This window comes from Gilliamella sp. App4-10 (assembly GCF_001690495.1).
In the GTDB taxonomy this organism is placed as follows: Bacteria; Pseudomonadota; Gammaproteobacteria; order Enterobacterales; family Orbaceae; genus Gilliamella; species Gilliamella apicola_G.
The window spans coordinates 20,964-47,533 of sequence record NZ_LZGS01000053.1 but is presented as its reverse complement, the minus strand read 5'-3'; the positions used below and the strand labels follow the sequence as shown (position 1 = coordinate 47,533).

Below are 26,570 nucleotides of genomic sequence, written 5' to 3'. Positions count from 1 at the left end.
TTTTGCTTTTCTCAACAAGTTGAGCGAGCACTATCAGTCATCTTTAGAAAAATAACCGATTATATATATTGTAGGTAAGGAAATGGAAAAATATGAAGGATATGATTGTCGATAAACCGATAAAACGTAGTAAATTAAGGCTAAAATTAGGCAAAGAATATTTTATCTTAAAACGAAAATTGGATTGGTGGCGACATCATAACGCATATAGTACTGTCGACATAAATAATAATACCTGTTGTTATTCACACAAAAAACATCAGTCTGTTTTACTAAGACCTCTAAAAGATGTTGATATGTATTTGCAATATAATAAAATCACCAATCTTAGATTAGCCATTGAAAAACTTAATGGTTCAATCATTAAGCCCAATCAACGTTTTTCGATCTGGCAAAAAGTAGGGCGTCCATCCAAAAAACGAGGATTTTTAGAAGGGCTATCATTACATAATGGACAGATAGGCAAAGATATTGGTGGTGGATTATGTCAATTAGGTAATTTAATTTATTGGATTGTGTTACATTCTGATCTCACCATTATTGAGCGTTGGCGTCATAGTTTTGATGTTTTTCCTGATATCAATCGTACAATTCCTTTTGCTTGTGGCGCGACCTTGTCTTATAACTATGTAGATTTACAAGTACTCAATAAAACCACTACCTCTTACCGACTTAATCTTTGGCTTGATGAACAATATTTACACGGTGAATTACTTGCAGATACTCCTTTAAGTCATCATTATGAAATTCTAGAAACCGATCATCGTATTGAACAACAATGGTGGGGAGGCTATACCAGACATAATAAAATATGGCAACGCAAAACATATTTAATTGATAACCATGTTGAAGAAAAGCTCATCAGCGAAAATCACGCAATTATGATGTATTCCCCATTCATAGCAAATAATAAAAGCTAATTAGAAAAATAATAATCAGCCTAATAACAGATAGTCACTAACTATCTAAGCGATAGTTTGAGGGCTATACTAATAGCCCGTATACTCATAAATTAAAGTAATTGATAATACCTAATATATGAAAGGAGCAAATTTCATGGCTTATACTTTACCTCCCTTACCTTACGCTTATGACGCATTAGAACCTTATATCGATTCTGAAACGATGCATCTTCATCACGATAAACATCATCAAACCTATGTGAATAATGCCAATGCCATTTTTGAAACTTTGCCAGCTGAATTAAAAGAATTTAGCCCTAGTGATTTATTAAAAAATTTAGATAAAGTGACTGCCGATAAACTTACAGGCATTAAAAATAACGTGGGTGGACATGTTAATCACACGCTTTTTTGGGAACTATTAAAAGTCGGTACCGAACTTAAAGGTGAACTTAAAGAAGCCATCGAAAAAGATTTTGGTTCAGTTGATGCATTTAAAGAAAAATTTGCAGCGGCGGCGGCAACGCGATTTGGCTCTGGTTGGGCATGGTTAGTATTAAAAAATGGTAAACTTGAAGTAGTTTCAACAGCTAACCAAGATTCTCCTATAATGGGGGATAAATTTGCTGGTGTTTCTGGTACACCTATCCTAACACTTGATGTTTGGGAACATGCTTATTATTTGAAATATCAAAATCGTCGTGTTGATTATATCGGTGCCTTTTGGAATGTGGTTAACTGGGATAAAGTTGCTGAGCTATATTCTGAAGCAAAAAAATAATTCTGTTGTACTCATTATTTTCAACTTAAAAGATGGGGCTTTATGCGCCATCTTTGCTTTTCTCTCAATACTTTGGTCATCAAGTTCAAATCAAAAATGATAATTGGCAATTGCTAAATTATGCCCAAATCCGCTACAATGAACGCTTGTAAAAAATCATAAAACTGAGCAAACCAATTTAAATCATGTTTGAAATTAATCCTGTTAAATCAAAGATAGCAGAACTTACCGAACGCACGGTTGTGATTCGGGGGTATCTTTGACTATGATGTAAAAAAAGAACGGCTCGAAGAAGTCAATGCTGAATTAGAGCAATCCGAAGTTTGGGCCGATCCCGAAAAAGCGCAAGCGTTAGGTAAAGAGCGCGTTGCACTAGATGAAATTATCAATACTATCAATTCTTTAACGCAAGGTCTTGACGATGTTGAAGGCTTACTTGAACTGGCTATTGAAGCGGAAGATCAAGAGACTTTCGATGAAGCAAACAGCGAACTTGATCAACTAGAAAAAAAACTGGCCGGCCTTGAATTTCGGCGTATGTTTTCAGGCAATTACGATAGCGCAGATTGTTATTTGGATATCCAATCTGGATCAGGAGGCACTGAAGCACAAGATTGGGCTGAAATGTTATTGAGAATGTATTTGCGTTGGGCTGAGTCAAAGGGGTTTGCGACCGAAGTGATAGAAGTCTCTGACGGGGATGTTGCGGGTATTAAATCGGCAACGATTAAAGTATCGGGCGATTATGCTTACGGTTGGTTACGTACAGAAACAGGCGTACATCGCTTGGTTCGTAAAAGTCCATTTGACTCAGGTAATCGACGCCACACCTCATTTTCTTCAGTTTTTGTTTATCCTGAAATTGATGATGATATCGATATCGATATTAATCCAGCTGATCTTCGTATTGATGTCTACCGTGCATCGGGCGCAGGTGGGCAGCATGTCAATAAAACCGAGTCTGCGGTAAGAATTACCCATATCCCAACCGGCATAGTAACCCAATGTCAAAATAACCGTTCTCAACACAGCAATAAAGATCAGGCAATGAAGCAGTTAAAAGCAAAACTTTATGAGCTTGAAATGCAGAAAAAAAATGCCGAAAAACAACAAATGGAAGAAAACAAATCTGACATCGGTTGGGGTAGTCAAATTCGCTCTTACGTGCTCGATGATTCACGTATTAAAGATTTACGCACTGGCGTTGAAACACGTAATACACAGGCCGTATTAGATGGCAATTTAGATCAATTTATTGAAGAAAGCTTGAAAGCAGGTTTATAAACCGCTTGGTTATGAATAGAAGGTAAAATTATGTCAACACAGCAGCAAGAGCAACAAAACCAAATTGAAGAGTTAAATAACGAACTAAAAGTACGTCGCGAAAAGCTGACTAATCTTCGCGAACAAGGCATTGCATTCCCTAACGATTTTCGTCGTGATGCAATTTCAAGCGATCTTCATAAACAGTACGGCGATAAAACTAACGAAGAACTCATTGAAAAGAAAATTACCGTAACGGTCGCTGGGCGTATGATGATGCGCCGTATTATGGGTAAAGCGTCGTTTGTTTCTTTGCAAGATGTTGCTGGGCAGATCCAACTTTATGTTACCCGTGATGATCTCCCTGAAGGTTTTTATAACGAGCAATTTAAAAAATGGGATTTAGGTGATATTGTCGGTGCGAAAGGTTACCTATTTAAAACGAAAACAGGCGAACTTTCTATTCACTGTGTAGAAATTCGTTTACTAACCAAAGCACTACGTCCATTACCTGATAAGTTTCATGGACTTGCCGATCAAGAAATGCGCTATCGTCAACGTTACTTGGATCTTATCACCAATCAAGAATCAAGAGAGACGTTTAAAGCGCGTTCAAAAGTGGTTAACGAAATCCGTAACTTTATGCTTGAAAATCACTTTATGGAAGTTGAAACCCCAATGATGCAAGTCATTCCAGGTGGTGCATCAGCTAAACCATTTATTACACATCACAATGCGCTTGATTTAGATATGTATCTACGAATCGCGCCAGAGCTTTATTTAAAACGTTTAGTGGTGGGTGGCTTTGAGCGTGTTTTTGAAATTAACCGTAACTTCCGTAACGAAGGGGTATCGCCAAGACACAATCCAGAATTCACCATGATGGAAATGTACATGGCTTATGCCGATTATAAAGATCTAATTGTATTAACCGAAGCCTTATTCCGCCGTTTAGCAATTGCGGTAACAGGTGATGCTGTTGTGCAATATGGTGAGCATACTTTCGATTTTGGTAAACCATTTATTAAAATGACCATGCGTGAAGCAATTTGCCATTATCGCCCTGAAACCAATAACGCTGATTTAGATGATTTTGATAAAGCGTGTGCCATTGCACAATCAGTTGGCATCAAAATCGAAAAAAGCTGGGGACTGGGTCGAGTTGTCACTGAAATTTTTGAAGAAGTGGCTGAAGCAAATTTAATTCAACCAACGTTTATTACTGAATATCCAGCAGAAGTTTCACCGCTTGCTCGCCGTAACGATGAAAACCCGTTTATTACTGACCGATTCGAATTCTTTATTGGCGGTCGTGAAATTGGCAATGGATTCTCAGAACTTAATGATGCGGAAGATCAAGCTCAACGCTTTGCAGACCAAGTTTCACAAAAAGATGCGGGTGACGATGAAGCCATGTTCTATGATGAAGATTATATTACCGCACTTGAACACGGCTTGCCACCTACAGCAGGATTGGGCATTGGGATTGACCGCACAGTGATGCTATTTACCAATAGCCATACTATTCGTGATGTTATTTTATTCCCAACTATGCGTCCAACTAAATAAAATAACTTATTACTAAAAGCACACTTATTTTTTGACAAGTGTGCTTTTATACTGAAACACATACTTTCCTGAAACTTTTTGACAAACGATTTTGTATTATAGCTAATAAAAAACCTTGCTGTCTCATTTTACTTAAGAATAACTAATCTAAATTCCGCATTCATTTAATACTCAGTTAAGCAATAGCAAACTTGATGATTCACAAAAAACATTGTAAGTTATTACTTACATACTTAGTAATTAGTATGCCATCATAAACGACAAAAGCATGCTTTATCAATTAATCGTCTAACATTAAAAAGAGAATCAATATTGCTAAAATTGATTTATTGTCGTGTTACAACAATCATAAAATGATAAAGATAAGTATTATTCTAATAGTGCTTAATAAAAAAGTGAGTAATTATTCACTTTTATCTATTGTTTAAAGTGTTAAGCAATACACAATAATGTAGCAATAAATAGATTAACGCGGTTATATTATAAAATCGTTGACTATAAATATAGTCAACGAAAAGTGAATTAATTTAGTGGCTATCAGTCGGTTTGGCTTGATGTGGCAATATAAGATTTAACACAATGGCTAAAATACCACATAAACTGATGCCTTGTAGGGCATACGATCCAAAATCAAAGATCATCCCACCGATCCCAAAAACTAAGACTAATGAGACAATACACATATTTCGAGGTACGGAAAGATCCACTTTATGTTTGACTAAGATATTAATACCTACTGATGCAATAGAACCAAACAGTAGCACCATAATTCCCCCCATGACTACTGTTGGAATTGAACTTAAAAAAGCGCCTATCTTGCCAATAAAAGACATTAAAATCGCCCAAAGTGCCGCCCATGTCATGACTCGAGTTTTAAAATTACGGGTTAAAGTTACTGCTCCAATCACTTCAGCATAAGTAATACACGGTGGTCCACCAAAAAGTCCTGCTGTCGAAGTAGCTAGCCCATCACCAAGCAACGTACGCTGCAAACCAGGATCACGCGTATAATCTTTACCTGTGACAGTACTAATTGCCATAATATCACCAACATGTTCAATGGTTGGTGCAATCACAATTGGAAGCATATACAAAATGGCTTGCCAATGAAATTCAGGAAACGTGAAATCAGGCACTTTAAACCATGGCGCATCAATCACCGGTTGAAAATTAACAATACCAAACATGCAAGAAAGCGTATAACCAACCACAATACCCGAAATAATAGGTAATAATTTTAAAAATCCTTTTGCCCAAATAGCTACCACTAACGTTGTTAATAATGATGCCATTGAAATAATAATCAATTGATAATTTTCAGCTTGCAATCCACTATCTTTACCCATTGCCATCCCAACAGTAACCGGTGCAAGCGATAAACCAATAACCATAATAATTGGACCTGTCACAACCGGCGGCAAGATGCGATCAATGACATCTTTACCATTTATTTTTACCAAAAAAGCAAAAAACATAAATACAAATCCGGCAGCCACTAAACCGCCTAAAGTAGCGGGGATTCCCCATTGCGCAACGCCAAATGAAATAGGGGCAATAAAAGCAAATGATGAAGCTAAAAATACTGGGACTTTACCTTTAGTGGTTAATTGAAATAATAAAGTGCCCACTCCAGCCGTAAAAAAAGCCACATTCGGATTTAACCCCGTTAATAGTGGTACTAGCACCAAAGCACCAAATGCAACAAATAACATTTGTGCTCCAGTAAAAATATCCTGCCAAGAATGCTTATGCAGTGATGTTATATTTTTTGATTTGTCTGTTGTGATATTACTCACATTGCGCCTCTCTTACTTAACTAAGTTTGTATATAATTTGTCTGATTAACAGGCATAAAAAAACCGGATAAACCGGTCTAAATTTTGAGATTCTATTTTGTGCCGAAGATTTTGTCTCCTGCATCACCCAGGCCGGGCAATATGTAGCCTTTTTCATTCAACCTCTCATCAATCGATGCGGTATAAAGTTCAACGTCAGGATGAGCTTGTTCAAGCACTTTAATTCCTTCTGGTGCGGCAACCAAAACTAATACTTTAATATTTTTACAACCTGCTTTTTTAAGCAAATCGATTGTCGCTACCATTGACCCACCTGTTGCTAGCATTGGATCAACAACTAAAGCCATTCGCTCTTCAATATCTGAGGTTAACTTCTCGAAATAAGGAACAGGTTCGAGCGTTTCTTCATTACGGTAAAAACCAACAACGCTAATACGAGCACTTGGTATATGTTCAAGCACACCATCCATCATACCTAAACCTGCGCGTAAAATAGGTACCACCGTAATTTTTTTACCTTTGATACGTTCAACTTCAACGGGCCCACACCAACCATTGATCGTTACTGTTTCGGTAGGTAGATCCGCAGTGGCTTCATAAGTTAATAAACTGCCAACTTCGCTGGCAAGATCGCGAAAGTCTTTGGTGCTAATATCGTGTTCACGCATTAAACCAATTTTATGGCGTACAAGAGGGTGTTTTACTTCAACTATTTTCATGGAGGGCCTCAGTGTTATTTTCTATAATCTGTTAGTCGGTATAAATAACCACTGAGGGGCGATTCTAACATAGATCTCACTTTATGAAAACCTGAAATCAACAGCCTTATAGGCAATGTAAATATTGATAAAAAATTTAACGATAAAAATCAGTTTTATTTTCGTTTTTTTTCATTAGAATGATTGTCAGTAGAATGATTGTCAGTTATTAAATCAAAAAGGAATAGGGAATGAATTGGTTTATTAATTGTATTACAATAAATTATGGAAATTTTAATGGGCGAGCTTGCCGTGAAGAATATTGGATGTTCTCTTCGATCTATATTGTTCTAATTATTTTGATGATAATTATTGATAATATGATGAAAAATAATCTCGTTTTAACTTTGAGCTTGACGTTGGCTTTATTTATTCCTAATTTCGCAGTTACAGTACGCCGTTTGCATGATGTTGATAAACCGGGTTGGTACTTTTGGACTGCAACACCTTATACGCTATTAAAACTTATGTGTACCGATTCAACTCCTGGTCCTAACCAATATGGTGAAAACCCTAAAGGGATGTAGTTTGTTAATTAGCCCAGTCACCAAACTACCGCTATTTTTTGGTAGACCTACTGTTGCTTTATCGTTAGCAAACAACCAACTTCACTATATCAAGATCGCAAAACTCTTTTGGTACTAATATCCTGTTCACACATTAAGCCAATTTTATGGCGTACAAGAGAGTGTTTTACTTCAACTATTTTCATGGAGGGCCTCAGTGTTATTTTCTATAATCTGTTAGTCGGTATAAATAGCCACTGAGCGGTAATTCCAACATAGTTCTCACTTTATGAAAACCTGAAATCAGCAAGAGAATTAATAATATGAACACAAATAAAAGGAAAAAAATAAGCAATTTAATGATAAAAATCAGTTTCATTTTCAATTTTTTTCATTAAAATAAAGTTGCTTATATGATCTTTTCAATAATTTAATTAATGAAAAAGGAAAATAACGGATGAATTGGTTTATTGATTGTATTACAAAAAATTATGCAAATTTTAATGGACGTGCTCGCCGTAAAGAATATTGGATGTTTATTCTTTTTGATTTTCTCTTTAATATTATAGCAGACCTTATATTTGGAAATTTTGGTGAAATTGGCGACTCACCAATAAGAATAATACATATTATTTGGTTAGCAATGCTCCTTCCTTATTTATCTGTTACAGTACGTCGTTTACATGATACTGATAGATCTGGTTGGTGGCTTTTAATTGGGTTTATCCCATTGATTGGGAGTATCATATTATTTATCTTTATGTGCCAAGATTCAACACGAAGCCTTAATCAATACGGTGAAAATCCAAAAAGATTATAATACTTTACTATTATTAACCTCGCTATCGTACTAAGCGAGGTTAACAAATAAGTATTTTTTACTTTCATATTTAATTAATTTCCGTCCACTTACTATATAAAATTAGCCAGAATAGTAAACTAGGTTGGCATTTTGCTCTCTATTAATCAAAATGCCGGTTCTAATACGAATGGATATAAAATAAGGAATACAAAAAAACAAATTGGTTTATTAATTGCATTACAAAAAAATTATGCAAATTTTAATGGGCGAACTCGCCGTAAAGAATATTGGATATTCTGTTTGTTTAGTACTATTTTGAGCATTTTAGCAATTATCATTGATCAAATAATTGGCAGCCCTTTCATTATAACAATAATTTTAACATTGGCATTATTTATACCTGTTTTAGCTGTTACTGTACGCTGCTTACTTGATACAAGTAAATCAGATTGGTGGATTTTGTTGCAATTTATTCCATAAGTAGGCAGTATTGTATTATTTTTCTTCTGCGTTATGGATTCAACTTCAGGTAGCAACCAATATGGTAAAAACCCTAAATGGTTATAATTTACTATCAACCTCATCACTAAACGTGGCAAGGTTAAATCATTATTAATATTATCTTCTACCTTATTAAATACTCTCTCCATCTAAATACTCAACAGGCAAATCAATCACTTTTTGCTCAATTTGTTCGCCACTAATTCGCTTTAATAATAATTCTGCTGCCATGTTTCCCATTTCAATTCTTGGTGTATGTATAGAAGCTAATTTTGGATTCATGAATTGACCGATTTCATGCCCATGAAATCCAACAATCGCTATTTGTTTTGGCACTTCAATCCCTATCCGCTGACATTCAAGTAATACCCCTAAAGCCAAGTCATCATTGGTACTAAAAATTCCATCCACACAAGGTAACTCTTTTAAGATTTGATGCAAAAATCTTGCGCCTAATTCATAAGACGACGCTTCTTTAGTGGCCAACGTGCGTGGGGTTAATCCCGCTTCTTCCATAGCCTTTTCATAACCTTGTTGACGAATAAGGCTTCGTTGATCTTGTCTTGCACTAAAATAGACAATATTACGACATCCTTTATTTATCATACGATGAATCATATTTTTGGTTGCTGTAAAATTATCAAATCCGACGGCCATATCAATACAAGGTGAAACACTATCCATAATTTCAACCACAGGCACACCAGAAATTTCGATCATTTTCAGCGTTGTGGGGGTATGTATCCTTTCCGTTAAAATCAACCCATCAATATTATAAGAAAGTAAGGAACGTAAACGTAATTCTTCCTTTTCTGCACTATAGCCGGTATGAGTAATCATGGTTTGATATCCTCTTACATCAGTCACCATTTCAATACCTTTTAAAATATCGGCAAAAACCTGATTAGTTAAAGAAGGAAACACAATACCAATGGCATTACTTTTAGCATTAGACAGCATATCTGGAGCTTTATTCGGAATATATCCCAACTTATCTATCGCGGCTGAAATTTGTAATTGGAGAGGTTTAGATACAAGATTAGGATCGCGTAGAAAACGACTAACTGTCATTTTACTAATCCCAATTAAATTTGCAATTTCCTGCAAACTTGTTCGACGCCTTTTATTATTCATGGATACTTTCCGGTAGCTTGGGTTGCCAATCTATGGCCACTTTACCTTGTTGTATAATCATGTCATTCGTTTTGGAAAAATGCTTACAGCCAAAAAAGCCACGATGAGCAGATAACGGTGATGGATGCACCGATGTTAATACATGATGTTTTTGACGATTAATAAACTGCCCTTTTTTTTGTGCTGGAGTCCCCCACAATAAAAACACCACACCTTCAAGATACTTATCGACTGCAGCTATCACATGATCAGTAAAGATTTCCCAACCTATTTTTGCATGAGAATGTGCTTGTCCAGCTTCAACAGTCAACACATTATTTAATAATAATACACCTTGAGTTGCCCAAGAAGCTAAATAGCCATGAGTAGGAATAGTAAAGCCATCAATATCTGTTGAGAGTTCTTTATAAATATTCAATAACGAAGGGGGCGGCTTAATTCCTGGTAAAACAGAAAATGAAAGACCGTGGGCTTGATTAGGACCATGATAAGGATCTTGCCCTAAAATCACGACTTTGATTTGATCAAATGGCGTAAAACGAAAAGCATTAAAAACATCATGCTGAGGTGGGTAAATAATCTTACCATTAGTACGTTCAGACTTTACAAATTGCATTATTTGTTGAAAATAAGGCTTTTCTTTTTCTGCGCCAATGACTTCATGCCAGGTCAATTTTGTTGTCATCTTTTGATATCACTCATTAATAATGCCAGTATTTCTGGGCAAAACGAATATATTCCCAACATAATAACCTATCACAAGAAAAATTAAAATTAAAGGTATTGCTTATCGGAGCAATAGTTTTTTTTGACTTTAATCAAATTTTCAAAGTGCTATATTAACCCTAATTATTTTAGGGCAATAAAGCCCCGATAGGAGGATTTAAAATGATTACAGGTATCCAAATTACTAAAGCAGATAATGCAGCACTACTTAACTCTTTCTGGTTATTAGACGACGCTACAAAAGAAGCCCGTTGTGTAGCTGCTAAATCAGTTTATAAAGAAGATCAAGTAATTCCAACGGCAGAACTAGGTCAATTCGAATATCGTGAAGTTCCATTAGATGTTGCCCCAACGGTTAAAGTTGAAGGTGGTCAACACTTAAATGTGAACGTTCTTCGTCGTGAAACATTAGAAGATGCAGTGCAACACCCAGAAAAATACCCACAATTAACAATTCGTGTTTCTGGGTATGCCGTGCGTTTTAACTCACTAACTGCTGAACAACAACGCGACGTTATTGCTCGTACATTTACAACAAAAATTTAATTTATTGATTCAAAAACTTAAAACCCAGCTTTCGCTGGGTTTTTTTATAACTCAATAAAATTCCTTTCTTATTTTTATTAAAAATGAAAACAGCCAAATCATCACTAAAAATATTAATCTGAAAATTCTTATAAAAAATTTTCAGTTAGCGAACTGTTAAATATCAAAGATAATTTTTTTATTTGAGTTTTCACACATTCCAACACCAAATAAATGTCAACATTAACCTTTGATTTTTGTAAAAGATTGGTATGTTTATCTATAAAAAAACGTTCAGGTATCAAATTGATTTTAATTAATTTTTTATTTTATTATTTTTGATAAAAACCGCCTGCACTTTTCCCCACCACAAGTTTATTAAGGCTGTCTTTTACGATGTTGGTATCTGAGTCATGAATAGAATATAAAATTTTCTGTACTATTTTAATAATTAGCGTAGTTGATAGAATTACTTTGCCATCAACCACGATATTATTACTCTGCTTTTTATATTACTACATTACCCAAAAAACTTTTTCACTTTGTCAAAAAAACTTTTTTCTTTTGGACTATGTTTGGAGTTTTTATCAGCTTTAAAACTTTCGCCTAATTCTTTAAGCAACTCTTTTTGTTTACTGGTTAAGTTAACTGGTGTTTCAACTACAACATGACAGTAAAGATCACCAATGGTACTACCACGTAATGATTTAACGCCTTTGCCTCGTAGTCGGAACATTTTTCCTGTTTGTGTTTCAGCAGGAATAGTTAGGCTGACTTTACCATTTAGGGTTGGCACTTCAACTTCGCCACCAAGGGATGCCAATGCAATATTAATTGGAATTTCGCAATGCAGATTTGTGCCATCTCGCTCAAAGATATCATGCTGTTTAACTTGCACTTGAACATATAAATCGCCAGCGGGTGCACCATTTAAGCCTGCTTCGCCTTCACCTGATAGTCGGATACGATTACCTGTATCAACACCTGCTGGAATAGTAACAGAAAGTGTTTTAGTTTTTTGTATTCGCCCCTCTCCGTGACATTTTTTACATGGATTTTTAACGACTTTACCACGCCCATGACAAGTTGGGCACTCTTGTTGTACGGCAAAAAATCCTTGTCGCATTTGTACAGCACCTGCACCATGGCAAGTATTACAAGTGACAACATCAGAAGACTTTTCGGCTCCTTGTCCATGGCAAGTATCACAACTTACCCAAGTTGGTACTTTAATTTCTTTACTAACACCTGCAGCAGCTTCGTCTAATGTTAATGTGATATTATATTGTAAGTCATTACCTCGAGACGCTGTTTGACTACGCCCGCGACCACCTCCAAAAAAATCACTGAATATATCGTCAAATACTCCACCTGCAAAGCCACCAAATCCGCCTGCACCACCGCTCTGTCCTTGTTCAAAAGCAGCATGACCATATTGATCATAAGCCGCTTTTTTTTGCGGATCAGTTAGGATTTCGTAAGCTTCTTTCACTTCTTTGAATTTTGCTTCGGCTTCAGCCTTGTTATCCTGATTTTTATCAGGATGATATTTCATGGCTAGGCGTTTATAGGCTTTTTTTATCTCACTTTCACTGGCACTTTTACTTACGCCCAATGTTTCATAATAATCTTTCTTCGCCATAATTAACCTTTAATTTTCTCATTGTATAAACAACTAAACGGGCTTGAGTTACCTCGCGCCCGTTTAACTTGTTATATGTTTAAAACTTGTTGAAATAACTCATTAAAAAACATTCTAGTTAATGTTTATTTTTTATCATCATCAACTTCTTTGAAGTCCGCATCAACAACATCATCTTGCGCTGTAGAACTTTCGCTATTTGCTTGACCCGCACCTTGATTTGCTTGGGCTTGTTGTTGTGCTAATTCAAGCAATTTTTTAGATGCTTCCATTAATGCATTAATTTTAGCTTCAATTTCTGCTTTATCTTCGCCACGAGCGGCAACTTCTAAAGCATTTACTGCATCTTCAATTGCTTTTTTATCATCAGCTGATAACTGATCACCTGCTTCTGTTACTTGTTTACGTGTTGAGTGAACAAGATGATCGGCTTGATTACGAGTCTGAGCTAGTTCTTCAAATTTACGGTCTGCATCGGCATTGGCTTCTGCATCATTAACCATTTTTTGAATTTCTTCCTCACTTAATCCTGAAGAGGCTTTGATCGTAATTTTTTGCTCACGTCCAGTATTTTTATCTTTTGCTGATACATGCAAAATACCGTCAGCATCAATATCAAAAGTGACTTCAATTTGAGGCATACCACGAGGTGCCGCTTGAATACCATCTAGGTTAAACTGACCTAATGATTTGTTATCACCCGCACGTTTACGTTCACCTTGTAACACATGAATGGTTACGGCTGATTGATTATCTTCAGCGGTTGAGAACACTTGACTATGTTTAGTTGGAATAGTTGTGTTCTTTTCAATTAAAGTTGTCATTACACCACCCATAGTCTCAATACCTAAAGACAATGGAGTTACATCAAGTAATAAAACATCTTTAACATCACCACCAAGTACACCACCTTGAACAGCCGCACCAACAGCAACTGCTTCATCAGGGTTTACATCTTTACGTGGTTCTTTACCAAAGAAGTCAGCAACCGCTTTTTGAACCATTGGCATACGTGTTTGACCACCAACAAGAATAACATCTTTAATGTCAGAAACAGAAAGACCCGCGTCTTGTAATGCTGTTTTTACAGGATCCATTGAACGTTTAACTAAATCTTCAACTAAAGACTCAAGTTTAGCGCGTGTTACTTTGATATTTAAATGTTTTGGACCTGTTGCATCAGCTGTAATGTACGGTAGATTAATGTCTGTTTGTTGAGCTGATGATAATTCAATTTTTGCTTTTTCTGCTGCTTCTTTTAAACGTTGCATTGCAAGCGGATCATTTTTTAAATCGAAGTTTTGTTCACGTTTAAATTCGTCCACTAAATAATTGATTAAGCGTGAGTCAAAATCTTCACCACCTAAATGAGTATCACCATTTGTTGCTAATACTTCAAATGTTTTTTCGCCATCAACATCGTCGATTTCGATAATAGAAATATCAAATGTACCACCACCAAGGTCATAAACAGCAATAGTACGGTTACCTACATCTTTATCTAAACCATAAGCAAGTGCTGCCGCTGTTGGTTCGTTGATGATACGTTTTACATCAAGTCCTGCAATACGACCAGCATCTTTGGTTGCTTGACGTTGTGCGTCGTTAAAGTAAGCTGGAACAGTAATCACCGCTTCAGTTACGGCTTCGCCAAGATAATCTTCTGCTGTTTTTTTCATTTTCTTTAACACTTCAGCAGAAATTTGTGGTGGCGCAATTTTTTGACCTTTAACATCAACCCATGCATCACCATTATCGGCTTTCACGATTTTATATGGCATGATGCTAACGTCACGTTGTACTTCGGTATCTTCAAAACGACGACCAATTAAACGTTTAATGGCGAATAATGTATTTTGTGGATTAGTTACTGCTTGACGTTTTGCTGGTTGACCAACTAAGATTTCACCATCTTGAGTATAAGCAATAATGGAAGGAGTTGTGCGATCGCCTTCAGCGTTTTCTAATACTTTTGCTTGGCCATTGTCCATGACAGCAACACATGAATTTGTAGTACCTAAATCAATACCAATAATTTTACCCATAATCTTTTTCTCCTCAAAACCTGTATTTTATTTCTTGTATATAAGTCTTAAATTTTAATTTTCAAGCTCTTATTTCACAAAGAAATGTTTTTTTGTTTTCACATAAATGGGAACATTATTATTAATATCAAGGGGGGCAAAAAAATAATTTCCCCTGAAATCTTGATTATCGCGTTTTCTGCACTTATTATTGCCGCTCTTTTTTAATCATCAAATTTAACTTATAGGATCCTTATGGAACAAACAAAACTTGCAAATCCTGGCCCACTTGGTTTAATGGGATTTGGTATGACAACAATTTTATTAAATATTCATAATGCTGGATTTTTCCCAGCTATGACAGTTATTGTCTCAATGGGTATTTTTTATGGTGGTCTTGCACAAGTCATTGCTGGCATTTTAGAATTTCGAAAAGGCAATACGTTTGGTACAACAGCATTTACTTCTTATGGTTTCTTTTGGATTGTGTTAGTGGGTATTTGGTATTTACCTACTTCACCAGCAACAGCACCATCAGATGCAACTTTTGTCGGTATTTTCCTTGCTTTATGGGGTATTTTTACTGGCTTTATGTTTATTGGTACATTAAAAGGTAACCGCGCATTACAATTTGTTTTTGCAAGTTTAACGGTTTTATTTGCTTTATTAGCCATTGGTAATATTTCAGGTAACCATGACATTATCCATATTGCCGGTTTTGAAGGCATTATTTGTGGAGCAAGTGCCATTTATTTAGCGATGGCTGAAGTAATTAATGAACAATATGGTCGTACCATTTTACCGGTTGGTGCACCCAAAGGCGCTGCACATTAATAAATTTAACTTAATTTAAATAATAAAAAAAACGGGGATAATCCCCGTTTTTTTATTAGGCAGTATTACTAGATAATAAGCCAATTATTTTTTGTACGCATCGTTATGCACACCAACCGCAGCACGTCCAGACGGATCGTTTAGGTTTTTAAATGATTCATCCCATTCAATTGCTTTCGCTGTTGAGCAAGCAACTGTAGGGCCACCCGGCACGCAATGTGCTGCACTTTCAAGAGGGAATAGTTCATTAAAAATCTCACGATACATATAGGCTTCTTTTGAGGTCGGCGTATTGTATGGGAAACGGAATTTTGCATTTTCTAATTGCTGATCAGTAATTTTACTTTCCGCAATCTCTTTTAGTGTATCAATCCAACTGTAACCAACACCATCAGAGAATTGTTCTTTTTGACGCCAAACAACTGATGCAGGTAAGTAAGACTCAAAGGCTTCACGCACAATATGTTTTTCCATTTTGCCATTGCTACCACACATTTTATCTTTTGGATTAATGCGCATGGCAACATCTAGGAATTTTTTATCAAGGAATGGAACTCGAGCTTCAACCCCCCATGCAGCCATCGCTTTATTAGCCCGTGCACAATCATACATATGTAGTGCCGCTAATTTACGTACGGTTTCCTCATGGAACTCTTTGGCATCTGGTGCTTTGTGGAAATAGAGATAACCACCAAACACCTCATCGGCACCCTCACCAGAAAGTACCATTTTAATACCCATGGCTTTGATTTTACGCGCCATTAAATACATAGGCGTGGACGCACGAATGGTTGTTACATCATAGGTTTCGATGAAATAAATTACATCACGAATCGCATCAATACCTTCTTGAATGGTAAAGTTAATTTCGTGATGAACCGTACCTAAATGATCAGCAACAGCTTGCGCGGCTTTCAGATCTGGCGCCCCTTTTAAACCTACTGCAAATGAGTGCAACTGTGGCCACCATGCTTCCGATTTTTCGTGATCTTCAACACGACGAGCTGAGAATTTTTTAGTGATGGCTGATATGACGGAAGAATCAAGCCCACCTGACAATAGCACACCATAAGGAACATCAGACATTAAATGGCTTTTTACTGACTCTTCTAAAGCAACACGAAGTTCATTGATGTCAGTGTTGTTATCTTTAACATTGCCATAATCCATCCAGTCACGTTTGTAATAGGTTTTGATTTCGCCTTCAGTACTAGATAGATAGCATCCCGGTGGAAAAGCTTCAATCGTTTTACAAACAGGTACTAATGCTTTCATTTCAGAAGCAACATAAAATGTGCCATTTTCATCATGGCCAGTATACATTGGAATAATACCAATGTGGTCACGACCGATAAAATAGCTACCTTTGTTGATGTCATAAAGGATAAAAGCGAACATGCCTTGTAATTCATCAAGACAGTCGATACCCTTTTCTTGATATAAAGCCAGAATCACTTCACAGTCAGAGCCAGTTTGAAATTCATAACGATCTTTGTACTGATTTCGGAGTTCTTGATGATTATAGATTTCGCCATTTACCGCCAAAACTAGGGTTTTATCTTTATTATAAAGAGGCTGAGATCCGGTATTAACATCTACAATTGATAAACGTTCATGAGCAAGAATAGCTTTATCAGACGCAAAAATACCAGACCAATCAGGACCACGATGACGTTGTAGACATGATAGCTCTAATGCTTTTGTTCGTAGTTGTTCTGGATCTGATTTAATATCAAGAATACCTAAAATCGAACACATTGATTTTCTCCATTTCAAATCGCATAAGCGATACTATTACAAGTAAAAAACTAACTAGATAAAAACTTCATTATCTTTTTTTATGTTTAATAAAAAAAGATAATGAACAAATAATTAAATGAACAGCATACACATTATTAATACACAATTAAAGTGCTATGTCATTATACTTTTTCTATCGTTGCAAAAAGTGATGATTATTTTTTTAACCATTGACCTTGTCGCTTTATATATTGACCTGCAGGGGTCTTATCTTGTGCTTTACTACCCGCCTTTTTTTCCACTTCACTTAAAGGAACATTGCTTTCAGCAGACACTTTTTGATACTGTGCTTTACGAGCTTGATTAATCAGTTGCGCAATTTCAGTGGCATTACCTTCATTTTTCACGACACCTAAATAACCATCAGCCTGTTCACCAACAACCCCTTGTGCTTTGGCTTGACTCAATGAATCCATAGCTTGCTCTAAATTTAATGCAAACGCAGAATAAGATAAAACGATCAACAATAATGCTACAGTTACTTTTTTAAAGATAGTCATAACAAACTCCTTAATAAATACATCATATTTTATTAATTTGAATGCGGATATAGATTTTTCTATTAGTCACACTCAAAAGGATAGATGAAAATAAAACCTATTGATTTAATATAATCCTGATTTATTGATGATATTATCTAATTCTTTATCGACTTTAATATTAATTTCATGGTCTATCTTAACATTCAAATTAATATTAATGGGTTCGCTCGGGGCTTGAACTTTAACTGTTGGTGAACATCCGATTAATGCACCGGCTAATATTATCATTGCAATAACATTTCGTACCATAAAATAACCTCTTATTTTGAAAATTCCTTTTTTAAACGTGCTTCAATACGTTTACGGATAGGCTCACTAATTTGATCGGACAACTGTAAACTCATCAGCAATTTAGCCATATTTTCTTCAAGATTGATATTTAAATTCACTGCTTTGCCATTTTCAACATCTAAATTACTTCCTTGAATATTCAATTTCAATTTAGCAATGTCGTTAGCGTAATCAACTGTACCTTGTAATTTAGTATAATGAAAGTTTTTAATAATATCAGTGAGTATTTTCATATTTGGGTTACTTTGCGCATAATTCTTTAAGGCTGAATTTTCAAACTGTAAATAACCTTGATTAATTGTAGTTATCTGCCCATTTTTAATTGCCACTTCAAATGCCGCTTCACTCTTTGTTTTCGCTTTTAATAATGTAATTGGTAAAAAACCATCCATCGTACCGTCGCCAGCAAGCCCTTCGGTTGGATATTTAGTAAGAATATCTTTTAATTGTATCTGTTTTATCTTTAAATTTAATTGTTGGGGTAATTTAGCTAAATTCAATTTACTCGGTTCAATAAAAACTGAACCAGAAAAAATATCAGCTTGAAGCTTTTTCCAAGTAACTATGCCTTTGCTAGGTGCTTTAAATGAAGCGGAATAACTACCCACTAATTTTACCTTTTTAAAGGCGACACCCATATTTACTTCTTGGACATTTAACGCCGGCGTCGAAATCGTAAATCGGTTATCTTTAACAATCATATTGACATCACCTGTCACCGATTTGATTTCACTACTTTTATAAATACCATTGAGTTTATTAATCGTTAGCATTGCTGTAACAAAGAGTTGATTACGATCAAATGGAATTTTTGATGCAAGTTGAATGTTCACTCCTCCTACGGAAGAGCCAAGAATTAAATCATCAGAAAGATTCGCATTCTCTATACTAATTAAAGCTTTATCTGAAGTCATTAATGCCAATTGATTACCAGATATCCAGCCAGTAAATGGCAACGTCAAATGACTATTTTTTAGACCGAATTGATTTAGAGATGTTTTAAAAAGACCATTTTGCACATCAAAACGTGAGGCAGTTTGATCAAAGAATAAAGTTGCCGATAATTGTGCGATATCGTGATTATTGGTTGATAGATTAAGTTGTATAGCTTGCTGCTGTTTACTGATATCGACTTTTAAATCTAATTGTTCTTTATCTTGTTCATAAAATCGCAATGTATCTATATGAATTGTCTTAGGTGACCAATAAATAATCGTTGGAATCAAAGAAAAATCAAGATCAGATTGATTAAGATTTTCAGTAGCAGTACCCACTATGTTGCCGGCAGAATCTAAAACCGTTTCAGATTGATTTATTTTCCAGTGAACATCCAAATTGTTTGCAGATAAATGTGACCACGAAATTATTAGATTTCTAGCCGTTATAGAGATTTGAGATTGCTTACTCACAGTAAGTTCATCAAAAGTAAGACCTTTAAAACCAACGCTAGCACCATGCCAATCGACCATAATCCCATGTTTCAGTTTGAATGACTGCCAATAACGCCATCCATACAAGCAAAATAGTACGATAAAAAATAAGATACTCAGTGAGATCCAATAGCGTTTTTTTAAGCGAACCATAGTAGTTCTCGATTAGGCAAAAATAATTGCAGGGTATCCCCTGCAATAAATGTCTATTAATTTTGAGATTGTTCTCGCTGTGCAATATATGCCAACGCCTTATCAATTCTAGTAAGCGTGCGCTTTTTGCCAACTGCAAAAACGGTCGCATCAACCGATGGTGATTGTCCGATGCCAGTTACGGCAACGCGTAGTGGCATACCGACCTTTCCCATACCAACATCAAGCTCAGCTGCCGTTGCTTCAATGGCATGATGAATTTTATCAATTTGCCAATCAAAATCAGCAATCGCTTCAATTTTCGCTTTAATTGTTTCTAATGGCTCTTTGGCGACTGGACGTAAATGTTTTTTAGCCGCATCAGCATCAAATTCAGCAAAGTCTTGATAACAATAAGAACAAGACTCAGCCATTTCTTTTAGTGTTTTACAACGTTCGCCAAATAGCTTAATAATTGTAATGAGATCGGGACCGTTAGCTAAATCATAGCCTTGTTGATTCATATGCCAAACTAAATGCTGTGCGACATAATCTGCATCTAAATGATTAATATAATGGTGATTTAACCAAAGTAGTTTTTCAGTATTAAATGCACTGGCTGATTTACTCACCGCATCTAATGAAAAATAACTAATCATTTCAGGTACTGAGAATATCTCTTGATCGCCATGTGACCAACCAAGGCGTACTAAATAGTTAAGTAGCGCTTCGGGTAAATAACCGTCATCACGATATTGCATTACACTGACCGCACCATGACGCTTAGATAATTTTTGTCCATCATCCCCTAAAATCATCGATACATGCCCATATTCAGGTAATGGCGCACCTAATGCTTTGAGAATGTTGATCTGGCGAGGCGTGTTGTTGATATGATCTTCACCACGTATAACATGGGTAATTTCCATATCCCAATCATCAACAACTACACAGAAATTATAAGTTGGTGAACCGTCAGTGCGACGAATAATAAGATCATCAAGCTCTTTATTGGCAATCTCAATCGGTCCACGGATTAAATCATTAAAGATAACAGTGCCATCAATAGGATTAGCAAAACGAACAACATGAGGTTCATCATGAGAATGTTCTTTTTGTACCGAATCACAACGGCAATGGCCATCATAACGCGCCTTTTCACCTTTTTCCATCTGCTCTTCACGCAATTTTTCAAGGCGTTCTTTAGAACAGTAGCAACGATAAGCGGTACCTTTTGCTAACATTTCATCGATGACCTGACTGTAACGATCAAAACGTTTGGTTTGAAAATAAGGACCTTCGTCCCATGATAATTTTAACCAATTCATACCCTCCATAATCGCTTCAATCGCTTCGGGCGTTGAACGCTCCAGATCGGTATCTTCAATACGTAATACAAATGCACCTTTTGCATGGCGTGTATAGAGCCAAGAATAAAGCGCTGTACGTGCACCACCTACATGTAAATAGCCTGTTGGGCTCGGTGCAAATCGGGTTTTGATTTTCATGAAATAATCCTAATAATAACAGAAAAGCGAGCTTAAATAACAAAACGACAGCACCCTTTCCTTATTCTGCCTGTATCAACAAGCAAAATAACATGTTGATATCAATTCAATATAGTTGCCTATTCTAACACGCCGAAAAGTTTCGGCAATAGTGCCATTAATGCTAGAAAATCAACCCACAATTTGTAAAAAAGTTTCAGGAAAGCATGTGTTTCAGTATAAAATTTAGCATTTGGTTATTTTATTTAAGACTGCTTTATTTGGGACTGATTTAGCCTAATTAATGTGCTTCATCCCAATTATCACCCACGCCGACATCCACTTTTAATGGTACAGATAGTTGATAGCAGTTTTCCATGATCGATTTTATTTGAGTTTGATACTGCTCAATCAATTCCTCTTTTACTTCAAATACGAGTTCATCGTGGACTTGCATCACCATCCTAATATTACCTATAGGCAGGCTTTTAATCCATTCACTCATTTTAATCATCGCTGTTTTGATGATATCAGCCGCCGTACCTTGCATTGGTGCATTAATAGCTGCACGTTCAGCACCTCGTCGCTCAATACCATTGGTTGAAGTAATTTTGGGTAAATATAATCGGCGACCCGATAACGTTTCAACATAACCTTGTTCAGTGGCCAATTGGCGGGTCTGTTCCATATAGTTTTTTACGCCCGGATAACGTTCAAAGTAGCGATCAATATAAAATTGTGCTTCTTTACGAGCAATATTAATCTGTTTAGACAAACCGAAGGCACTCATTCCATAAATTAGACCAAAATTAACTGCTTTAGCGCGTCGTCGTTCTTCAGAACTCACTTCCGATTCTAATTTACCTAAAATTTCACTAGCAGTCACACGGTGAATATCTTTGTCGTTAGCAAAAGCATAAAGTAAACTTTTATCTTGTGATAAATGCGCCATAATGCGTAACTCAATTTGTGAGTAATCGGCAGACATAATTTTATAACCTGTTGGTGCAATAAAAGCTTGCCGAATTCGACGTCCTTCTTCATTACGCACAGGAATATTTTGTAAATTCGGATCATTTGACGATAATCGCCCTGTTATGGTGCCAATTTGATTATAATTGGTATGAATTCGCTGATCTTTCGGACTAATCATTAATGGTAGTTTATCCGTATAAGTATTTTTAAGTTTAGCCAATCCACGATGAAATAAAATCATTCTTGGTAATTCATAATCATTAGAAAGCTCGCTTAACACTTCTTCACTGGTTGAAGGATCACCTTTGGGGGTCTTTTTGAGTACAGGTAATTTATGCTTATCGAATAAAATAGCTTGAATCTGTTTAGGTGATGCGGGATTAAATTTTTCTCCAGCAAGACATTGTAATTCGATTTCAGTCTCTTGTAATTGTTTGCTAAGTTCATTAGAAAACTCATTAAGCTGTTTAGCATCAACAAGTACACCAGTTCTTTCCATTTCAGCTAGCACAATGGCAAGTGGCATTTCAATGTCGGCAAACAGTTTGGTTAATTTTTCATTTTTTTCAATAGTTGACCATAGTTTATGATGCAATCGTAATGTGATATCGGCATCTTCAGCAGCATATTGCGTGGTTTTTTCTATCTCGATCTCATCAATGGTAAATTGTTTTTTATCAATTTTAGTTAATTCATCATAAGTAATGGTTTTATGGTTTAAATAGCGATTTGCCATACTGTCCATATCGTGACGTTCGGTGCTATTTAACACATAGGATTCCAGCATAGTGTCAAATGTAATTCCTCGCACTTCAATACCATAATTGGCTAGCACACAATAATCAAATTTTGCATTCTGAGCAATTTTTTTAATTTTGGGATTTTCAAGAACCGGTTTTAATTTGTTTAACACATCATCTATCGGTAATTGCTGTGGTACACCTAAATAATGATGTGAAAGCGGTATATAAGCGGCTTGTTGAGAATTAACACTCAGAGAAATACCAACTAATTTTGCATGAACATGATCAATACTGTTCGTTTCGGTATCAAAGGCAAACTGCTTACTGTCAGTTAATTTATTAACCCAGTCATCTAACTGTTCATGAGTTAAGATGCATTGATAATCAGTGGCTTTGTTTTGTTTAACAGACTTATCATCCATTTGAAATAAAGATGAATTATCTTTAATTTTAGTCGATGTATTTTGTTGTTTTTTCAAAAAGTTACCTGCGATTAACTCTTTTTGCCAACGATGAAAGCCATAATAAGCAAATAACTCGACCAAAGCATTGATATCAATATCACTAACCATCAGTTGTTCATTGGTAAAATCTAACTTAACATCGGTTTTAATTGTGGCTAATAAATAAGAAAGTTCTGCATCATTCTGATTATCAATCAATTTTTTCTTTAATGATTTAGCGCCTCGGATTGATAACGTTTCTATTTTATCTAGATTAGCATAAATATCTTTGACACTTTTAAATTCAGCTAATAAGCTTTGAGCTGTTTTTTCTCCCACACCGGGAACACCTGGAATATTATCTGATGAATCACCTCTTAATGCCAAATAATCAATAATTTTTTCAGGTGGAACGCCAAATTTTTCTATTACACCTTTTGGATCCAGAACAGTGTTATTCATGGTATTAATTAGCGTAATTTTATCACTCACTAACTGAGCCATATCTTTATCGCCAGTACTAATCAATACTTCAAGATTTTCCTTTTCTGCTTGTCTAGCCAATGTACCAATGACATCATCCGCTTCGACACCGTCAATACAAAGTAGTGGTAAGCCCATGGCTTTCAAAATAGTGTGAATAGGTTCAATTTGTGGTCGAAGATTTTCAGGCATCGCTTCACGAGTGGCCTTATATTCGCTATAGATCTCATTACGGAAAGATCCTCCTTTAGCATCAAAGACCACCGCAATATGTGTAGGATTGTATTGGTTAAGCAAACTACGAATCATATTAATTACACCAAAAATAGCGCCTGTTGGCTCACCTTTAGCATTGGTTAATGGAGGACATGCAAAAAAAGCACGGTAAAGATAAGATGATCCATCAATTAAAATAATCGGTGTGTTATTTGGCATTATGGTTACCTAAATATTATTCAATTTAATACCTAATAGTATAACCTAATTAGCGATAATATTCTTATTAAGGCTATCACATAATGTAAAAAAGTTTCAGGAAAAACTACGTTTCAGTATAAAACTATTCGTAAACAACTGTATATTACATAATGAGTGTTATATAATGCTACATTCATTTTTCGCTTGAGTATGTAATAAATGACAGAATTAAGTCTTGCTGCGCAAAAAGTAAAAGCGGCACTTGCTGCTAAAAACCTTGAGACACCATCATACCGTTTAGCAATGGATAATAGTGAGCGTAAAGCAAAAATCGAGTCACATTTTCGTGAAATTATGAAGCTAATGGAGCTCGATTTGTCTGATGACAGCCTTGCAGAAACTCCTCACCGTGTATCGAAAATGTATGTTGATGAGATTTTTTCTGGTCTTTATTATGAAAATTTTCCGAAAATTACGCTAATCGAAAATAAAATGCAAGTTGATGAGATGATCACCGTTCGCAATATTACCCTAACTAGTGTTTGTGAACACCACTTTGTCACAATAGACGGTAAAGCCACGGTTTCTTATATTCCGAAAGATAAAGTGATCGGACTATCTAAAATCAATCGTATTGTTGAGTTTTTCTCGCAGCGCCCACAAGTACAAGAACGACTAACCCAACAAATTTTAGTTGCACTACAAACTTTACTTGGTACTGTCAATGTTGCCGTTTCAATTGATGCTACCCATTATTGCGTAAAAGCAAGAGGTATTAAAGACTCAAGTAGTATGACAACCACAACGGCCCTTGGTGGTGGATTTAAAACTAATCCAAGTACCAGACAGGAATTTTTGCGCACTTTAAACCATAATTAAATTAATCAGCTACATAAAAATATATTCAATTGGTTAAAAACTTAAATATCATGATTTTTAGTTGCTACAATAAAATAAATAGTAGTAGCAACTAAAAATAGCAAGATATTTTTTCATCAAAATAGACACTAAATACTAAACAACAAAAAGCCTATTTTATATAGTGTGCATCTGAAAGAAAGATTGGTATAATTTGCGGCTATTTAAAATAAATAACATCGTTTTCATGAAAATTATTCGGGGCATAACTAATTTAAAAAATCAATTTACTCAGTGTGTGCTTACATTGGGCAACTTTGATGGTGTGCACTTAGGGCACCAGCAATTAATAAATCATTTAATTGAAAAAGGCAAACAGCTAAACTTGCCAACGGTGGTTATGTTATTTGAGCCCCAACCTTTAGAATTTTTTAGTCCCAATAATGCCCCTTCACGGTTAACCTCTTTTCAAGAAAAAGTCATTTTTATTGAAAAATTAGGTATCGACTATATTATTGCTATTCCATTTACACAAACTTTTGCCAACATGCCTGCCAGTCATTTTATTCAAGATTGGTTAATTAATAAGCTGCAAGCTAAATATATTACTATTGGTGATGATTTTCGATTTGGGTTTGAACGCAAAGGCGATATCACCTTACTGCAACAATATGCACGCAATCACGACTTTGCAGTAGAAAGCATGCCAACATTTGTTTGGAATAATTTTCGTATTAGTAGTACTGCTGTTCGCCAAGCACTTTTAAATTGTGATTTCGAATTGGCTCATTGTCTGTTGGGGCGTAATTATACAATACAAGGTCGCGTAGTTCATGGCAATGCTTTGGCTAGACAATTAGGGTTTCCAACAGCTAATATTCATTTACATCGTAAAAAACCTGCTTTGCAAGGCGTTTATCTTGTTAAAGTAAAAAACAGTTGTTGTAATCAAACTTATTATGGTATTGCCAATATTGGTATAAGACCAACTATTGATGGAAAAAAAGCCATTTTAGAAGTGAATCTATTTGACTTTTCAGATAAAATTTATGGACAATATTTAGACATAACTTTCATTCAAAAATTACGCGACGAGAAAAAGTTTGATTCATTAGCAGAATTAAAACAACAAATTACACAAGATGTTTGCACTGCGAAAAAGATCAGTGCACAATTAACCAATTAAAAGTAGTATCAACAAATTTA

The 26,570-nt window shown here is 35.6% G+C and carries 23 protein-coding genes and 1 pseudogene; 11 read left to right on the top strand and 13 right to left on the bottom strand.

Going from position 1 to position 26,570, the window contains the following annotated elements; genetic code table 11:
- Nucleotides 1-101 precede the first annotated feature (101 nt).
- The 4 genes from A9G23_RS11055 to lysS all read left to right on the top strand — a co-directional run bounded on the left by A9G23_RS11055 (nucleotide 102) and on the right by lysS (nucleotide 4,515).
- Entirely contained in the window at nucleotides 102-920 is an 819-nt protein-coding gene (locus A9G23_RS11055) for a VanW family protein (protein WP_065587673.1), read from the top strand.
- Nucleotides 921-1,056: 136 nt separating this feature from the next.
- Nucleotides 1,057-1,683, top strand: a complete 627-nt coding sequence (locus A9G23_RS11050; protein ID WP_065587662.1) for a Fe-Mn family superoxide dismutase — start codon at nucleotides 1,057-1,059, stop codon at nucleotides 1,681-1,683.
- A gap of 185 nt (nucleotides 1,684-1,868) precedes the next feature.
- Nucleotides 1,869-2,967, top strand: a protein-coding gene (gene prfB, locus A9G23_RS11045; protein WP_141669922.1) for a peptide chain release factor 2 whose coding sequence is annotated in 2 segments (ribosomal slippage) — nucleotides 1,869-1,943 and nucleotides 1,945-2,967 — 1,098 coding nt in all. Because the reading frame shifts where the segments join, the coding sequence is not laid out codon by codon here.
- Between the two features lie 30 nt (nucleotides 2,968-2,997).
- A complete protein-coding gene (gene lysS, locus A9G23_RS11040) occupies nucleotides 2,998-4,515 on the top strand; it encodes a lysine--tRNA ligase (RefSeq protein WP_065587660.1) in 1,518 nt (505 codons plus the stop codon).
- Nucleotides 4,516-5,042: 527 nt separating this feature from the next.
- On the opposite strand, the gene A9G23_RS11035 is transcribed toward lysS, so the two are convergent.
- The gene (locus A9G23_RS11035; RefSeq protein ID WP_081297044.1) at nucleotides 5,043-6,302 is read right to left on the bottom strand and encodes a uracil-xanthine permease family protein; all 1,260 of its coding nucleotides are present in this window, start codon (nucleotides 6,300-6,302) and stop codon (nucleotides 5,043-5,045) included.
- A 101-nt stretch (nucleotides 6,303-6,403) separates the two neighbouring features.
- Nucleotides 6,404-7,030, bottom strand: coding sequence for a uracil phosphoribosyltransferase (upp, locus tag A9G23_RS11030; protein WP_065587659.1), 627 nt, complete (start codon nucleotides 7,028-7,030; stop codon nucleotides 6,404-6,406).
- A 230-nt stretch (nucleotides 7,031-7,260) separates the two neighbouring features.
- Between upp (A9G23_RS11030) and A9G23_RS11025 the strand changes: the two genes are divergently transcribed.
- Entirely contained in the window at nucleotides 7,261-7,596 is a 336-nt protein-coding gene (locus A9G23_RS11025) for a DUF805 domain-containing protein (protein WP_065587658.1), read from the top strand.
- 104 nt (nucleotides 7,597-7,700) lie between these two features.
- Here A9G23_RS11025 and upp (A9G23_RS11970) read toward each other — a convergent pair.
- Nucleotides 7,701-7,781, bottom strand: a pseudogene (upp, locus tag A9G23_RS11970) (uracil phosphoribosyltransferase); the annotation flags it as partial.
- A gap of 251 nt (nucleotides 7,782-8,032) precedes the next feature.
- On the opposite strand from upp (A9G23_RS11970), the gene A9G23_RS11020 reads away from it, so the two are divergent.
- Both A9G23_RS11020 and A9G23_RS11965 read left to right on the top strand, forming a co-directional pair.
- The gene (locus A9G23_RS11020) at nucleotides 8,033-8,395 is read left to right on the top strand and encodes a DUF805 domain-containing protein (protein ID WP_065587657.1); all 363 of its coding nucleotides are present in this window, start codon (nucleotides 8,033-8,035) and stop codon (nucleotides 8,393-8,395) included.
- 132 nt (nucleotides 8,396-8,527) lie between these two features.
- Nucleotides 8,528-8,857, top strand: a complete 330-nt coding sequence (locus A9G23_RS11965; RefSeq protein WP_218058688.1) for a DUF805 domain-containing protein — start codon at nucleotides 8,528-8,530, stop codon at nucleotides 8,855-8,857.
- 153 nt (nucleotides 8,858-9,010) lie between these two features.
- On the opposite strand, the gene gntR is transcribed toward A9G23_RS11965, so the two are convergent.
- Nucleotides 9,011-10,012, bottom strand: a complete 1,002-nt coding sequence (gene gntR, locus A9G23_RS11010; RefSeq protein WP_065587656.1) for a gluconate operon transcriptional repressor GntR — start codon at nucleotides 10,010-10,012, stop codon at nucleotides 9,011-9,013.
- Nucleotides 10,005-10,697, bottom strand: coding sequence for a uracil-DNA glycosylase (gene ung, locus A9G23_RS11005; RefSeq protein ID WP_065587655.1), 693 nt, complete (start codon nucleotides 10,695-10,697; stop codon nucleotides 10,005-10,007). Before ung ends, gntR begins: the two co-directional genes overlap by 8 nt.
- 203 nt (nucleotides 10,698-10,900) lie before the next feature.
- On the opposite strand from ung, the gene grcA reads away from it, so the two are divergent.
- Nucleotides 10,901-11,284 (top strand): autonomous glycyl radical cofactor GrcA, encoded by a 384-nt coding sequence (grcA, locus tag A9G23_RS11000; protein ID WP_065587654.1) that lies wholly within the window; start codon nucleotides 10,901-10,903, stop codon nucleotides 11,282-11,284.
- 499 nt (nucleotides 11,285-11,783) lie between these two features.
- On the opposite strand, the gene dnaJ is transcribed toward grcA, so the two are convergent.
- Both dnaJ and dnaK read right to left on the bottom strand, forming a co-directional pair.
- Nucleotides 11,784-12,905, bottom strand: a complete 1,122-nt coding sequence (dnaJ, locus tag A9G23_RS10995; RefSeq protein ID WP_065587653.1) for a molecular chaperone DnaJ — start codon at nucleotides 12,903-12,905, stop codon at nucleotides 11,784-11,786.
- 125 nt (nucleotides 12,906-13,030) lie between these two features.
- A complete protein-coding gene (gene dnaK, locus A9G23_RS10990) occupies nucleotides 13,031-14,950 on the bottom strand; it encodes a molecular chaperone DnaK (protein WP_065587652.1) in 1,920 nt (639 codons plus the stop codon).
- 234 nt (nucleotides 14,951-15,184) lie between these two features.
- Between dnaK and satP the strand changes: the two genes are divergently transcribed.
- Nucleotides 15,185-15,763 carry an acetate uptake transporter gene (gene satP / locus A9G23_RS10985; protein ID WP_065587651.1) on the top strand — a complete coding sequence of 193 codons (579 nt, stop codon included), beginning with the start codon at nucleotides 15,185-15,187 and terminating at the stop codon, nucleotides 15,761-15,763.
- A gap of 84 nt (nucleotides 15,764-15,847) precedes the next feature.
- Here satP and asnB read toward each other — a convergent pair whose 3' ends face one another.
- The 6 genes from asnB to polA form a co-directional block, all read right to left on the bottom strand.
- Nucleotides 15,848-17,521 (bottom strand): asparagine synthase B, encoded by a 1,674-nt coding sequence (asnB, locus tag A9G23_RS10980; RefSeq protein WP_065587650.1) that lies wholly within the window; start codon nucleotides 17,519-17,521, stop codon nucleotides 15,848-15,850.
- A 197-nt stretch (nucleotides 17,522-17,718) separates the two neighbouring features.
- Nucleotides 17,719-18,063 (bottom strand): YdbL family protein, encoded by a 345-nt coding sequence (locus tag A9G23_RS10975; RefSeq protein ID WP_065587649.1) that lies wholly within the window; start codon nucleotides 18,061-18,063, stop codon nucleotides 17,719-17,721.
- 105 nt (nucleotides 18,064-18,168) lie between these two features.
- Nucleotides 18,169-18,354 (bottom strand): YnbE family lipoprotein, encoded by a 186-nt coding sequence (locus A9G23_RS10970; protein ID WP_065587648.1) that lies wholly within the window; start codon nucleotides 18,352-18,354, stop codon nucleotides 18,169-18,171.
- An 11-nt stretch (nucleotides 18,355-18,365) separates the two neighbouring features.
- Nucleotides 18,366-19,979, bottom strand: coding sequence for an intermembrane phospholipid transport protein YdbH family protein (locus tag A9G23_RS10965; RefSeq protein WP_065587647.1), 1,614 nt, complete (start codon nucleotides 19,977-19,979; stop codon nucleotides 18,366-18,368).
- Nucleotides 19,980-20,035: 56 nt separating this feature from the next.
- Complete coding sequence (gene gltX, locus A9G23_RS10960; protein WP_065587646.1) at nucleotides 20,036-21,466, bottom strand: glutamate--tRNA ligase; 1,431 nt, start codon at nucleotides 21,464-21,466, stop codon at nucleotides 20,036-20,038.
- A gap of 280 nt (nucleotides 21,467-21,746) precedes the next feature.
- Nucleotides 21,747-24,524 (bottom strand): DNA polymerase I, encoded by a 2,778-nt coding sequence (gene polA / locus A9G23_RS10955; protein WP_065587645.1) that lies wholly within the window; start codon nucleotides 24,522-24,524, stop codon nucleotides 21,747-21,749.
- 201 nt (nucleotides 24,525-24,725) lie between these two features.
- Here polA and folE point away from each other — a divergent pair, with 201 nt between their 5' ends.
- Nucleotides 24,726-25,385: a GTP cyclohydrolase I FolE gene (gene folE / locus A9G23_RS10950; protein ID WP_065587644.1), complete on the top strand. Its 660-nt coding sequence runs from the start codon at nucleotides 24,726-24,728 to the stop codon at nucleotides 25,383-25,385.
- 226 nt (nucleotides 25,386-25,611) lie between these two features.
- Nucleotides 25,612-26,550, top strand: coding sequence for a bifunctional riboflavin kinase/FAD synthetase (ribF, locus tag A9G23_RS10945; RefSeq protein WP_065587643.1), 939 nt, complete (start codon nucleotides 25,612-25,614; stop codon nucleotides 26,548-26,550).
- Nucleotides 26,551-26,570 lie beyond the last annotated feature (20 nt).

What these genes read in the sequence shown, in the direction of transcription:
- A9G23_RS11055 (WP_065587673.1), top strand. Translation starts at nt 102, where the DNA reads ATGATTGTCGATAAACCGATAAAACGTAGTAAATTAAGGCTAAAATTA.
- A9G23_RS11050 (WP_065587662.1), top strand. Translation starts at nt 1,057, where the DNA reads ATGGCTTATACTTTACCTCCCTTACCTTACGCTTATGACGCATTAGAA.
- lysS (WP_065587660.1), top strand. Translation starts at nt 2,998, where the DNA reads ATGTCAACACAGCAGCAAGAGCAACAAAACCAAATTGAAGAGTTAAAT.
- upp (WP_065587659.1), bottom strand. Translation starts at nt 7,030, where the DNA reads ATGAAAATAGTTGAAGTAAAACACCCTCTTGTACGCCATAAAATTGGT.
- A9G23_RS11025 (WP_065587658.1), top strand. Translation starts at nt 7,261, where the DNA reads ATGAATTGGTTTATTAATTGTATTACAATAAATTATGGAAATTTTAAT.
- A9G23_RS11020 (WP_065587657.1), top strand. Translation starts at nt 8,033, where the DNA reads ATGAATTGGTTTATTGATTGTATTACAAAAAATTATGCAAATTTTAAT.
- gntR (WP_065587656.1), bottom strand. Translation starts at nt 10,012, where the DNA reads ATGAATAATAAAAGGCGTCGAACAAGTTTGCAGGAAATTGCAAATTTA.
- ung (WP_065587655.1), bottom strand. Translation starts at nt 10,697, where the DNA reads ATGACAACAAAATTGACCTGGCATGAAGTCATTGGCGCAGAAAAAGAA.
- grcA (WP_065587654.1), top strand. Translation starts at nt 10,901, where the DNA reads ATGATTACAGGTATCCAAATTACTAAAGCAGATAATGCAGCACTACTT.
- dnaJ (WP_065587653.1), bottom strand. Translation starts at nt 12,905, where the DNA reads ATGGCGAAGAAAGATTATTATGAAACATTGGGCGTAAGTAAAAGTGCC.
- dnaK (WP_065587652.1), bottom strand. Translation starts at nt 14,950, where the DNA reads ATGGGTAAAATTATTGGTATTGATTTAGGTACTACAAATTCATGTGTT.
- satP (WP_065587651.1), top strand. Translation starts at nt 15,185, where the DNA reads ATGGAACAAACAAAACTTGCAAATCCTGGCCCACTTGGTTTAATGGGA.
- asnB (WP_065587650.1), bottom strand. Translation starts at nt 17,521, where the DNA reads ATGTGTTCGATTTTAGGTATTCTTGATATTAAATCAGATCCAGAACAA.
- A9G23_RS10975 (WP_065587649.1), bottom strand. Translation starts at nt 18,063, where the DNA reads ATGACTATCTTTAAAAAAGTAACTGTAGCATTATTGTTGATCGTTTTA.
- A9G23_RS10970 (WP_065587648.1), bottom strand. Translation starts at nt 18,354, where the DNA reads ATGGTACGAAATGTTATTGCAATGATAATATTAGCCGGTGCATTAATC.
- A9G23_RS10965 (WP_065587647.1), bottom strand. Translation starts at nt 19,979, where the DNA reads ATGGTTCGCTTAAAAAAACGCTATTGGATCTCACTGAGTATCTTATTT.
- gltX (WP_065587646.1), bottom strand. Translation starts at nt 21,466, where the DNA reads ATGAAAATCAAAACCCGATTTGCACCGAGCCCAACAGGCTATTTACAT.
- polA (WP_065587645.1), bottom strand. Translation starts at nt 24,524, where the DNA reads ATGCCAAATAACACACCGATTATTTTAATTGATGGATCATCTTATCTT.
- folE (WP_065587644.1), top strand. Translation starts at nt 24,726, where the DNA reads ATGACAGAATTAAGTCTTGCTGCGCAAAAAGTAAAAGCGGCACTTGCT.
- ribF (WP_065587643.1), top strand. Translation starts at nt 25,612, where the DNA reads ATGAAAATTATTCGGGGCATAACTAATTTAAAAAATCAATTTACTCAG.